13 protein-coding genes and 1 pseudogene are annotated in these 12,876 nt (G+C 32.4%); 13 read left to right on the top strand and 1 reads right to left on the bottom strand.

Annotated features, from left to right (window positions below):
* Window positions 1-2: 2 nt before the first annotated feature.
* Window positions 3-581 carry a nicotinate-nucleotide adenylyltransferase gene (locus tag IPK88_06345; GenBank protein MBK8243023.1) on the top strand — a complete coding sequence of 193 codons (579 nt, stop codon included), beginning with the start codon at window positions 3-5 and terminating at the stop codon, window positions 579-581.
* Window positions 582-820: 239 nt separating this feature from the next.
* Window positions 821-1,192, top strand: a pseudogene (locus IPK88_06340) (GxxExxY protein).
* Window positions 1,193-1,267: 75 nt separating this feature from the next.
* Here the strand turns inward: IPK88_06340 and IPK88_06335 are convergent.
* Window positions 1,268-1,792, bottom strand: a complete 525-nt coding sequence (locus tag IPK88_06335) for a transposase (protein ID MBK8243022.1) — start codon at window positions 1,790-1,792, stop codon at window positions 1,268-1,270.
* A 53-nt stretch (window positions 1,793-1,845) separates the two neighbouring features.
* Between IPK88_06335 and IPK88_06330 the strand changes: the two genes are divergently transcribed.
* The 11 genes from IPK88_06330 to IPK88_06280 all read left to right on the top strand — a co-directional run bounded on the left by IPK88_06330 (window position 1,846) and on the right by IPK88_06280 (window position 12,876).
* Complete coding sequence (locus IPK88_06330; protein MBK8243021.1) at window positions 1,846-4,605, top strand: hypothetical protein; 2,760 nt, start codon at window positions 1,846-1,848, stop codon at window positions 4,603-4,605.
* Window positions 4,606-4,624: 19 nt separating this feature from the next.
* Window positions 4,625-5,080 carry an IS630 family transposase gene (locus IPK88_06325; GenBank protein ID MBK8243020.1) on the top strand — a complete coding sequence of 152 codons (456 nt, stop codon included), beginning with the start codon at window positions 4,625-4,627 and terminating at the stop codon, window positions 5,078-5,080.
* Window positions 5,081-5,339: 259 nt separating this feature from the next.
* Window positions 5,340-6,503 carry a DNA polymerase IV gene (gene dinB / locus IPK88_06320; protein MBK8243019.1) on the top strand — a complete coding sequence of 388 codons (1,164 nt, stop codon included), beginning with the start codon at window positions 5,340-5,342 and terminating at the stop codon, window positions 6,501-6,503.
* A 757-nt stretch (window positions 6,504-7,260) separates the two neighbouring features.
* Complete coding sequence (locus tag IPK88_06315; protein ID MBK8243018.1) at window positions 7,261-7,899, top strand: 3-oxoacyl-ACP synthase; 639 nt, start codon at window positions 7,261-7,263, stop codon at window positions 7,897-7,899.
* The gene (locus IPK88_06310; protein ID MBK8243017.1) at window positions 7,892-8,146 is read left to right on the top strand and encodes an acyl carrier protein; all 255 of its coding nucleotides are present in this window, start codon (window positions 7,892-7,894) and stop codon (window positions 8,144-8,146) included. The genes IPK88_06315 and IPK88_06310 overlap by 8 nt, the downstream gene beginning before the upstream one ends.
* A 63-nt stretch (window positions 8,147-8,209) precedes the next feature.
* Window positions 8,210-9,415, top strand: coding sequence for a beta-ketoacyl-[acyl-carrier-protein] synthase family protein (locus IPK88_06305; protein ID MBK8243016.1), 1,206 nt, complete (start codon window positions 8,210-8,212; stop codon window positions 9,413-9,415).
* A gap of 1 nt (window position 9,416) precedes the next feature.
* Complete coding sequence (locus IPK88_06300; protein MBK8243015.1) at window positions 9,417-10,436, top strand: beta-ketoacyl synthase chain length factor; 1,020 nt, start codon at window positions 9,417-9,419, stop codon at window positions 10,434-10,436.
* A gap of 35 nt (window positions 10,437-10,471) precedes the next feature.
* Window positions 10,472-11,203: a polysaccharide deacetylase family protein gene (locus tag IPK88_06295; GenBank protein MBK8243014.1), complete on the top strand. Its 732-nt coding sequence runs from the start codon at window positions 10,472-10,474 to the stop codon at window positions 11,201-11,203.
* On the top strand, window positions 11,196-11,831 hold the full coding sequence (locus IPK88_06290) for an outer membrane lipoprotein carrier protein LolA (GenBank protein ID MBK8243013.1): 636 nt from the start codon (window positions 11,196-11,198) through the stop codon (window positions 11,829-11,831). The genes IPK88_06295 and IPK88_06290 overlap by 8 nt, the downstream gene beginning before the upstream one ends.
* A 52-nt stretch (window positions 11,832-11,883) precedes the next feature.
* The gene (locus tag IPK88_06285) at window positions 11,884-12,504 is read left to right on the top strand and encodes a hypothetical protein (protein MBK8243012.1); all 621 of its coding nucleotides are present in this window, start codon (window positions 11,884-11,886) and stop codon (window positions 12,502-12,504) included.
* Window positions 12,505-12,876 carry a hydroxymyristoyl-ACP dehydratase gene (locus IPK88_06280; GenBank protein MBK8243011.1) on the top strand — a complete coding sequence of 124 codons (372 nt, stop codon included), beginning with the start codon at window positions 12,505-12,507 and terminating at the stop codon, window positions 12,874-12,876. It begins immediately after the preceding gene.

The raw sequence follows: 12,876 nt of genomic DNA, 5'->3' as shown, positions 1-12,876 counted from the left end.
TCATGCGCATCGGGCTATTTTTCGGCTCATTCAATCCTGTCCATATTGGACACATGATTATCGCCCAACACATGCTCAACCACACGGATTTGGAGCAAATCTGGATGGTCGTAAGTCCGCATAATCCATTAAAGGAAAAATCAACTTTGGCAAAAGACTATGACCGACTTCACCTTGTCCAATTAGCGGCTGAAGACAATCCGAAAATTAAAGTTTCCAACATCGAATTTGGTCTTCCGAAACCGTCTTATACGATAGACACATTGACCCACCTCAAAGAAAAATTTCCCAATCATCAGTTTTCATTGATCATGGGTGGCGACAATTTAATAAGCCTCCCCAAATGGAAAAATTATGAACTTCTCATCGCTCAATATTCCATTTATATTTACAAGCGTCCCCAATACACAGATCATACGGATCTCGCTAAGCACCCCAATATTATCTTCTGCGAAGCACCCTTACTAGACATTTCTTCAACTTCCATTCGCCAACAAATCCGCCAAGGGAAATCCGTTCGTTATCTGGTCCCAGATAAAGTATTAGAAGAATTAGAAGGAACGAACTTGTATAAAACCTAATATAAAACAATCCTAAATTTACTTTGCTGAAATTATTTGTTTATCACAATGTGATTGCATTAGCTCGGTATAAAATATCATCTAGTGTCTCTTTTACTGCTTTGAAAGGAAAATACTATTGGGGAAAGATGGTGAAGAATTAATAATTGTCTGAACCCTGTCCTTCATCTGAGGGATGGGATTTTTGGGATAGACTGGATTAATTAAAGGCTTTAATCTGAAATATTTATCTTTGAGATATGAAGTTCGAAGAATTAACGGGCAGTATAATTAATTGTGCAATGGAAGTACACAATGTATTAGGAAGTGCCTGCCCGACTGCGTAATTCAGGCGGGGCTTTCAAGAAGTCATTTATCAGAGAGCATTAGAAGAAGAATTTAGAATTAGAAATATTCATTTTAGTCGTGAGTTCGAAATGGGAATATATTATAAGTCCGTTCCTATAGGAACTAGAAGAGTAAACTTTTTAATTGATGGACAGATAAGTGTTGAATTAAAAGCAATAACTCTAATAGAAAAGATACATCTTGCACAGGCTATAAATTATCTTGAAGCATATAATCTTGAAATCGGTTCACATCTGTCCAAAATAAAATATAACTTGGAATAATGTTACAATAAAAATGGGAATATCGTCTTTAGAAAGTCATATTTTGAAATTCGACCCTACCGCTGGGTAAATAAGTCAATAATTGAAGGAGAATATTTTTTTTAATATGGGATTATTCAGCCAAAACCATTGATCAATCTTTACGAATAAATTGAGTCTTAAAAATGAGATCAAATTAGATAAATGCCATTTGTGATTAGCCCTTGATTTGAGATAATTTAAAAGTAAAATGGCAATCATTGAGCACCACTTTTGAATCTTGACTGCATTTTCTGAAGTTCCAATAAAGGACTTCACTCTGAAAAGTTGTTTGAGATATTTGAAAAAGACTTCAACGGCCAATCTAGCCTTATAAAGTTCCGAAACTGTTTGTGCTGTCCAAGAAAAATGATTTGTCAATAAAATAAGGGTTATGTTATTTTTATCGTCGTATACTTTAACAATTCTTAGCTTTTTAGGATGGTTTTGTAAGGTGTAAAAGCCTGTTAATTTGATATCTTCATCAGATAGGATGTGTTCTTGCTTTCCGTTTGTAAGAAAAGATTCTAGTATTTCAAAATCATCATTTGATTTAAGTCTAGTTACAAAAAAAATATAAATCCTATTATTCCGTTGTTTGTATTGTAAAGCAACTTACTAAAACTATATAATATATGTTAAACAATCGCCCTAATGAGATTCCTCGACTATTATTGATACCATGTAATCTAAATTTTGAATCAAGTATTCACAAAATTATATTTTTTTATACATTTCTAATATATAGCCATTTACTTCCTGCTCAAGACGGAACTCTAGATAAATCATTTGGAAAGGATGGTTTTGTCTCAACCAACCTAAGTTATTGGACATCGAGTAGTTGTAGTGCGAAACAACTGGATGGTAAAATATTAATTGGAGGCCAAAGTTTGCAAGTAAATAATCATTGCGCCTCATTATTAAGAATAAATATTGATGGATCTCTTGATTCTAGTTTTAATCAAGTTGGGGGACATTATTTAAACTCCATTTGGAACTCATTCACCGATATATGTATACAAAATGACGGCAAAATATTAGCAGTCACATCTCAAAATAATAATAGAAATCCTGGTTGTGATGATCCTTTTGAATATACAATTCATGTTTGCAGATTTGATTCTAATGGAACTATTGATAATGCTTTTGGGAATGAGGGCATTCGCACAATTCGATTTGGATATCATTTCAAATGTGTTTCAAACACCAAAATTGCAATTCGACCAGATTCCAAAATCTTAATAATGCATAAAGAATCTGAATTAATAAGTAAAGTTTTTAGCCTTTCCGCAGATGGCGAAATAGACAGTACATTTGGCATAAATGGCTCTATAAATATCAAAACGCTTAGCGACGAATGTGCCCCAATTGAAATTGCAGTTCAAAATGAAAAGTATTTTGTGATACTAACAAATCAATATTTAAATACAGAACTAAAACCCTTTCTATCAAGGTATGATATGGATGGCAATATCGACACGAGTTTTGGAATTCAAGGCAAACAATATCTGAGCATTGATGATTACAATAACTTTGGAACACACCTAACGATACAATCAAATAATAAAATTGTATTATGCGGAACTACACTCAACACAAGAAAAGTAATTTTTATTGCAAGATATACTTTTGAAGGAATCCTAGACTCCAGTTGGAATAATACAGGCATTTTAAGTAATATTTCTGAAGACACTGACAGTATAAAATATAAATTAGTTGATGATTATAGTATAGTATCAGATGAACAAGATAGAATTATATTGAGTGGCACTTTTCAAAAGGGGGCTGAAAATTATTTATTTATTGAAAAATATCTTTCAAATGGCGAACATAATATACAATTTGGATTGAATGGAAGAACAACTACACAAATATCAAAAAATATCAACCAATATGAACTTGTAATCGATAAAGATAACGATTTTATAATTCTTGGCAATTCTATCGAAAATTCAAGCAAAATTACTTTTTTTAGATTGAATCAATTAGGCCAAATTATATCAAAACCTAACTTGGTTTACCAACTGGGAAATCAAAAAATTTATCCCATCGGTGCAAAATGCACGAATGATAACAAAATTATAGTTTGTGGTAATTCTCAAATTGGAAATTTCGTGGCCAGATACCTTGGCGACGGGAGCTTAGACCCTAGTTTTGGGCACCTTGGCGTAGTGTTTGATATATTGGAAACCCGAGTCAAAATAATTTCTTTTGATGTTCAGAAAGATTCAAAAATAATCATTACAGGTTTGTATGGGTATGAAATGAAAAACGTTACACTCAGATTAAATACAAATGGCCAATTGGATAGCACATTTGGAACAAATGGGACTTTCATTGAAACCTACACTGTGTCAACTACTCCTATTTCTGTACTAACAGTAAGTGATAATTCAGTAATCGTTGGCGCTGAAATATATTATTATCCAGGTGCTATTGACAGGTACAAACAACTGAGTCTAAGTAAATATGATGGGGCAAAAAAACTTTCAACAAAAATAATAAGCCTAGAAGGATTGGAATATATCAATGAAATACGAATAACAAAAGAGAATAAAATAATCGTTGAATTTGAATCAAACATAAATCAATTTGGAAACCCTGTAAGAACATTAGCCTTTGTTCGTTTTAATGCAGATTTTACTCGAGACGAAGAATTCAATAATGGCAATATTTTAACAACTTCATTATCTCCTTATAATTCAGATGAGTCAACATTAATTCAAAATGATGGAAAATTAATTTGTGTTACAGAATTTACAGAATTCAATGGGCCTCCTTTGGCGAGATATAATTATGATGGATCTCGGGATTGGACATATGGTCCAATAGTTTATAAGAAAATATTTCCAAGCGCTGATGCGTTTAAATATCAATTGATCCAAAAACAACAAGATGATAAAATATTAGTATCATTAATTATCAACAATAAGTACAACGAAAATAATATAATTAGATTTACCAAAGACGGCCATCTTGATCTAACATTTAATTTGACAGGATTTTCACAAATTAATTACCCTGAGGCCTATTCGTCACCAAGAAATATAAGCATTGATACTTACAATAGACCCGTTGTGTGCAGCTCCATAAGTTCAAGCAATATTAGTAAATTTAGCTTATTTAGATTAAACAATACGGTTAATGTTGGTGTCAAAAATATAAGAAAACAAGCTTTAAGCGTGGAATTGATTAATCCGCTAAATAATGGCCATGTCATTTTAAAAAAGAATATAGATCAAATCGTTGAAATTAAATTATTCGACATAAAAGGTAAAGAAATTGCAAAATGCAGTCTAAATAAGGAGCTAACTGAATTGAATTGGAGCAATATTCATCCAGGATTATATATAATAAATACACCCACCCAATACCTAAAATTTGTAAAGCAATAACGGATTTTAACCTGCTTCATTGAATTTATTGTATAATTTACCTCAAAAACAAAGAAGGAGAGAACGCAAAACGTTATTCGGATGCATTGAACCTAAAACTGGAATGATGATAACAAGTATAAAGGAAAGAGGTAATACTATTTCATTTTTTCGCTTTCTTTTGAAGACTACAGAGGTCTATTCAAATCAAAAAGTAATTATGGTAGTTGATAATGTAAGATACCATCATGCTAAGAGGCTCAAACCAATTTTAGAAAAATATAAGCATCGCATTGAGTTGATTTATTTGCCTGCGTATTCACCTGACTTGAATCCAATGGAAAGAATATGGTGGTATATGGAAAAGAAAATAACTCACAATCGGTATGTAGAGAAAATGGCAGAAAGAATATGCCACTTCAACCTTCTGATGAATGATTTCAAAATTGAAAATCAAATCGGTAAAAATCTTTCTAATTTAATTGTAAATATTTAATAGACTTAATATAAGCTGTATAGCTATTTTAGGACAAGACAGGCTTTTTACTTCAGCCGTACCTCGAGGGTAGAGCGACCGTAGATACTTGTCTCGTCCACGACGAGATGAGTTGTACTTTAAATATAGGCTTACTCATCTTGAAATTACTCAAAAAAATCCCATCGTTTTCAAAATTCATTTCCCTTACACTTGCTTCTTAATCACATAAAATCTATCTTTGCCGAATAATTCGTCCATTAATGTCGATAAAATAAACATTGCCATGTTTAGTCGCGCCATACTGCATATGGATCTTGACTCTTTCTTTGTGTCCGTAGAGTGCCTGAAGAATACCAGTCTGCTCGGTAAACCCCTCATCGTGGGGGGTACGAGCAGTCGGGGAGTCGTAGCCGCATGCAGCTATGAAGCGCGGGCCTTTGGAGTACATTCAGCCATGCCCATCAAAATGGCTAAGCGACTATGTCCACAAGCCATTATATTACGCGGCGACATGGATAGTTACAGCAATTATTCTAATCTCGTCACCGATGTCATTACGGAAGAAGCACCCATCTTCGAAAAAGCCTCCATCGATGAATTCTATCTAGACATTTCGGGGATGGATCGATACTTCGGGTGCATGAAGTGGTCCCGGGAATTACGCCAACGCATTACTAAAGAAACCGGTCTTCCAATTTCATTTGGACTGTCAATCAATAAATTAGTGTCTAAGGTGGGCACCGGTGAAGCCAAACCCAACGGCGTTAGGGAAATTCCCTCTGGAACCGAAAAAAATTTCTTAGCTCCACTCTCGACTTCCAAAATCCCCGGAATCGGTAAGGAAACCTACAAGAAACTCAGCTTCATGGGCGTGCGAACCATTAAAGTACTGAGTGAAATTCCGGTCAAATTACTCCACCGACAATTTGGTGAAAGCGGAATACACCTCTGGGAACACGCTAATGCTATAGACAATCGACCCGTGGTTCCCTATCATGAAGCCAAGTCGATCTCTAAAGAGAGGACTTTCGAACAAGACACCCTGGACATGCAACGGATTCGTTTGATCCTCCTCGATATGACGGAAAAATTAGCGTTCGAACTCCGAGAATCAGGCAAATTATGTTCTTGCATAACCGTAAAAATACGATACGCAGATTTCAATACCTTCAATAAGCAAATCAAAATAAATTATACCGCTCTCGACAAACACCTGTGGCCGGTGGTCCAACATCTGTTCAACAAACTCTATGAACGTCGACAACTCATTCGCCTAATTGGTGTCAAATTCAGCGGCCTCGTCCACGGCAGTCCTCAGTTCGATCTCTTCGAAGACACGGGGGAACAAATTTCCTTGATGCGACAAATGGATCACATCAGAAACCGTTTCGGATACGAAGCCATCGGAAGAGCCGCAGCGATAAAAACACCCAAAAAATGAGAATAAAAAACATAAGATTCCTTACTAAGACCACACGATCCATTTGTGTTTTTGCATAAAAAACTGAAGAACAAATAAAACTCAGCCTTTAATAACTAAACAATCTTTAATGATTAATTTAAATCACCATCATTTTAGAAGAGCACAACTTACTATGTTCAGAACTCCTTGCTTTGTTCAATAATAATGGGACATCTGTTGGGCTTGTTCGCAAATTAAATTCAAGTAATTATTATTTTAATGAGTTGTCATAGAAATTTGGAACGGCATTAAGGGATAAGCCGTTAAAAAATGATGGAATGAAACCGTTAAAAATTCAAAACTGTTTGAGCACAATATAAAGATAAAAAAAGAACAGGAATGCGAGCTGAGCAAGTGTTATACTATGCAAAAAAAAGAAGGCCCAAGGCGAGTTTTTTGAATTTAGGTTTCATGAAATCATTTTAGGCTTAGACCTTACAGCCTAGAATTTTTGGTTCTTTTTTTTCATGAAAAAAGAACAAAAAGTTGGTCATAGGCACGTATATTTAAAACATTAAGAGAATGTCAAACAACCAAAATGACTTTTTTATCGCACATTTAGTTTGTGTAGAGCAAGGAGTTCTGATGTTTCTATAAATAATGATTAATAAAGCTATTGATTTAACAATCAACTCATTGTATAAATTCAATATCTGCTTTCAGGGATCCGTATTCATATTTTTATTCCCAAATTTGAGCTATTTAGACTACTTTTGCCAGAAGATTCTAACGCCTAATGACCCACACGCATCTCAAAATGATCAAGTGCTGTTCTATAAAAAACAATACCATTTATATAGATCATCAGACTGTGTATCATACTACAGAAGAATCTTTCGATTCCTTCATTGAATTAGCTTATCGGAACTTTAAATTCAACTACCCTAAGTTTTTTAAAATGGATCGACTCGCCAAACTGGGTTTTATAGCGGCTGAATTTCTATTGCAGGGTCAATCCCTTTTATCCCGATATGCCCCGGATAAAATCGGCCTCATTCTCGCTAACCAAAGTTCAAGCTTAGATACAGATCTAAAATATGCTGACTTAATGCATCAAGGAATTCCAAGTCCTGCTACTTTTGTCTATACACTTCCCAATATCGTCAATGGTGAAATCTGTATCAGACATGGTATCAAAGGTGAAAATACTTTTTTCATTTCTGATGATTTCGAAATCAATACTCAGGTAGACTATATAATGAGTTTATTCCATCAACATCATATTGATGCTTGTATTGGTGGATGGGTTGAACTATTGGATAATCAATATGAATGCTTTATGTATTTAGTTGAAGCCAATCAAGATCTAACTGTTCCGGAATTTTCGATAAATAACATTCAAAATAATTATTATAAAAGTCAATCATATGCATGAGTTAATGTCAAAATTAAAACAACAAATTGTAGAACAATTAAATCTAAAAGATGTCAAGCCAGAAGAAATAGGTGATGATCAACCTTTATTTATGGAAGGACTAGGCTTGGATTCGATTGATGCACTTGAACTCATCGTTTTGTTACAACAACAATATGGTATTAAGTTAACTCGTGCTGAAGACGGACCATCCGTTTTTAAATCTGTGTCTACAATGGCTCATTATATTATGGAGCATAAAAAATAATTATCACTTTTTCTTTTTATCTGTTTTTTTGAACCCTTTCTAAAAGAAATAAATAATCTCCAATTGACTTCAGATAATCATGTTTATATAGGTGGCCTTGGTATTATTTCCGCAATTGGAAATAATATTTCGGAAACGATACAAAGTTTTAAGGAACACAGATCTGGAATTCATTCAACCACATATTTAGAAACACGACATAATCATACATTCCCTCTAGGAGAAGTCAAATTAAGCAATTCAGAATTAGCTCAGCAGCTCAATCTATCACCGAAATTAAGCAGGACTATACTATTAAGTTATCATGCAGTTCTAGAAACCTTATCTCATATTTCAATGGATAAATTACACGAGCTAAATGTTGGTTTTATTTCTGCAAGTACTGTAGGGGGAATGGATAAAACAGAAACTTTTTTTGAGTCTTATAATCAGGATCCTGAATCCGGTGACCTTAGTCAGGTGATTCACCATGATAATGGAAAAGCAACAGATTACGTAGCTTCAAAATTTGGTATCCATGATTTTGTGACTACATTAAGTACTGCTTGTTCTTCTTCTGCAAATGCCATCATGCTTGGTACCCGTTTAATTAAAGCTAATCAACTTGATGTGGTTATTGCTGGTGGAGTAGATGCATTGACCCGGTTTACTTTAAATGGATTTAATTCCCTTATGATTCTTGATAAAAATCAATGTAAACCGTTGGATCAGGATCGTCAAGGACTTAATTTAGGTGAAGGCGCTGCCTATGTTTTACTTTTAAACGAAAAAGCAGTGACTTTCCTAGGCTTATCAAGTTCTGTTGTTGTTTCTGGTTATAGTAATTCAAATGATTCGTATCACCAAACGGCTCTTTCAGATGATGGCCAAGGTCCTTTTTTAGCTATGCAAGGCGCTATAAAAAAAGCCAATATCCAGCCTGGTCAAATAGATTACATTAATATGCACGGCACAGGTACTCAAAATAATGATCAGGCAGAAAGTCAGGCAGTAAAAAATTTATTTCAAGATAACATTCCACCTGTAAGTTCTACGAAATCTTTTACTGGACACACGCTCGGTGCGAGCGGCGCAGTAGAAGCTGTCATTTCTGTTTTAGCAATTCAACATCATTTTATTCCACCAAATTATAATTTTAATTCCAGCATTGAACCCTTTCACATATCACCTGTAACGAAAATTCAAGAAAATGTTAAACTAACTCATGTTCTTTCCAATTCGTTTGGCTTTGGTGGTAATTGTTCTTCACTCATCTTTTCAAGCTTATAACATGGATATTTATATCAATGGGATAGGAAATATTTCTTCAGATTCATCCGTTCATGATGCCTCCAATAAGTTATTAGCCATTGAACCCAATTATAGTGTTTATATCGATGCCAAACTTATTCGTAGAATGAGCAAAATGGTTAAGATGGGTGTTACTGCTTCCTTAATGGCTCTTAAGACTGCAAAACAAAATAAACCTGAAGCCATTATCGTTGGTACTGGGTTTGGTTGTCTGGATGATACCAATTCCTTTTTAAATCAAATGATAGAAAATAAAGAAGAAGCTCTAAGTCCAACACCTTTTATTTTCTCAACTCATAATTCCTTAGCTGGACAAATTGCATTATTGCATAAATGTCAAGGTTATAATGCAACCTATGTTCATCGAAATATTTCTTTTGAATCAGCTTTAATGGATGCTCAACTCTTATTGCAGGAACAATCATATAATACTGTACTTGTTGGTGGTGCTGATGAAACGACAGAGGCCAGTTACAAAATTTTAAGTCGTTTAGGTCATTTCTGTTCGCTTCCTGTTGAATCTAATTCCACAACAAACAGTAGTAAACCATACGCTGGAGAAGGTTCGTCTTTTTTTGTACTTTCGAATCAAAAAACTGAAACCAGCTACGCAAAAATATTATCTATTAAAACACTTTCCTTTAAAACGATTGATCAAATCTATACCGCACTAAAATCAATATTTACTGCAAACCAAGTTAGTAATGTTGATCTTGTTTTAAGTGCTCACAATGGTGATCCTAATGATGACAGGATAAGTCAACATCTATTATCTTCGTTTGATTTCGAATCTAAATATTTTGCTTTCAAATCTGTCTGCGGAGAATATAATACTGCAAGTGCCTTTGCTTTATATATTGCATCTTCCATATTAACTAACACATCCATCCTTGGTATAGAATATTCAAAAATTACAGATAATAAATCCATTAAATCAATACTTATTCATAATCATTATAGAAACACCCACCACTCATTTATACTTTTAAGTGCATGTTAAATTTCAAAAACACAATACTGGCTTATTTAGTAATAATGACTTTCTTATTATCAATCCATTTTTTTGTATCGATACCACTTATAATATTTTTAATCACCAATATTGCCTTTATAATACTTATTGTATATGGCTCCGCATATATCGGTTCGAATTTTTTTATACCTATTTTAACTCAAGGAAATAATCAAAAAAAATGTATTGCTATCAGTTTTGATGACGGTCCGTCCCCTTTATATACTAATAACATCTTAGATATTCTGAAAAACCATAATACACCAGCTACTTTTTTTTGTATTGGAAAAAATATTGAGCAAAATAAAAATTTGCTATTGAAAATGGATCAAGAAGGTCACATAATAGGAAATCATACTTATAATCATCCATTTCACTTTGGTTTATTAAGTAAAAAGAAAGTTAAAGTAGAACTTTTATCCAATTCAGTATTAATTGAACAAATCATTCATAAAAAAATAAAATTATTCAGACCTCCCTTTGGAGTAACAAATCCCAATATTGCCGCAGCCATCAAAGAATTAAATTTTATTCCTATTGGTTGGAGTGCCAGATCTTTGGATACCATTTCTAAAGATCCACAAAAGTTATTAAATAAAATTAAAAAGCAATTAGAGCCAGGAGCCGTTTTTTTATTTCATGATACCCAATTTGTAATCACTCAAGTCTTAAGCCCATTTATTGAATATTGCTATAATGAAGGCTACCAAATTATTCCAATTTCGAAATTATTAAATTGCAACCCATATGAGTAAATTTAGCTTATCGTTTTTATTCATTGCTTGTTTTTCCTTGGTCAATGCTCAACCCTCGGGATATAAAATAGTCAAAGATCTCAACCCATTTAAAACTAAATTTAATCAAGAATCACAGTCGATTTTTAGCATAACTTCAGATTTTACACAAACGAAAAATTTAAAAATGCTTGCTGAAAAAATTGTCAGCAAAGGCCAATTCTCATTTAAGAAAAACAATAAAGTTCGTATGGAATATCTCACACCATATAAATACTTACTTGTTATTAATAATAATACAATTTATATTAAAAAGGATAATAAATTAAACACCTATTCTGCAAAAAGCAACAAAGCATTTAATCAAATTAATAAATTAATACTGGAATGCGTTCAAGGAACTGTTATTAATAATAAGGATTTTAATACATCATTGTTTGAAAATGAAACCATTTTTTTGCTTCAATTAATTCCAAATAAAAAAGAAATGAAGAGTCTCTTTCAAACAATTCAAATTTATATTGATAAAAAAAATTATACAGTTAATAAACTAAATTTAATAGAAATATCTGGTGATAATACAGAACTCCAATTCACCAATAAAGTCTTAAATCCATCTTTATCCGATGATATTTATATTTTAAAATAATTCTATAATGGCGTTTAACCAATTAAATATTAATTTGAATCAACTGTTTTTAATGAATAAGATCCATCTATATTTAATTTTTACATTACTTTTTTCTTGCTCTTCTACTAAATTTCCATATTCAGATTATAATCAAATGATTCCCAATAATACTTGTCAGAATAATATATTTCCTAATTTTGATTTTATTGTTTTTAACACCAATATTGAAATACTCAATAAAAATTTAAGTGGTTTGTTACTTTTAAAAAAGATGCCGGATAGCACGACAAGAATTGTTTTTACAAATGAATTTGGAAACAGTTATTTTGATTTCCAATTCACACAAAATCAATTTAAAATTATCTCTATAATTGATTTCTTAGATAAAAAACCAGTCATTAATCAGTTAAAGACTGACCTTGGATTACTTGTAGGATATCAAAACAGTAATCCGGCAAAAATTTTTAACAACAATAGTAAACTTTATCACACCTATGAATATAATCATTTTAAAAATGTTTACATCACGGATACACTTTGCGATCAACTTTTATCATTAGAATGCTTTAATAAAAATAAAAAACAAACTGAAATTAAATGTTTTGGAACAAAAAATAATTTTCCTGATTCTCTTTTTATAACACATATGAATTATCATTTTAATTTATCATTAAAACAAATCGTTCAATAAATGCTCAAAGATGATTTCTTCTTCATTAGTCATTTTTCACAAAAGGAATCTAATATACTCCTATTTGAAATAAAATTAAATAAGGATCACGAAATATTTGATGGACACTTTCCTGATTTTCCTATTGTTCCTGGTGTATTTACATTGCAAATGATTAAAGAATTAACTGAATATCATTTAAATTTATCGATGAATGTTATTTCAATTAACAAGCTAAAGTTTTTAACTCCAATAAATCCAAACGAACATATCAATCTGCAGGTTGAAATTAATTATACTTTTTCTGAGTCTGAAGTATATATTAATACTGCTTCTATATTTTCAGGTCAAATCACTTTTTTTAAGCTTATTAAAGCTGTTTATAAATATTAA

Source organism: Candidatus Defluviibacterium haderslevense (genome assembly GCA_016712225.1).
Lineage (GTDB): Bacteria > Bacteroidota > Bacteroidia > Chitinophagales > Saprospiraceae > Vicinibacter > Vicinibacter haderslevensis.
This window is presented reverse-complemented; position numbering and strand designations above follow the sequence as displayed.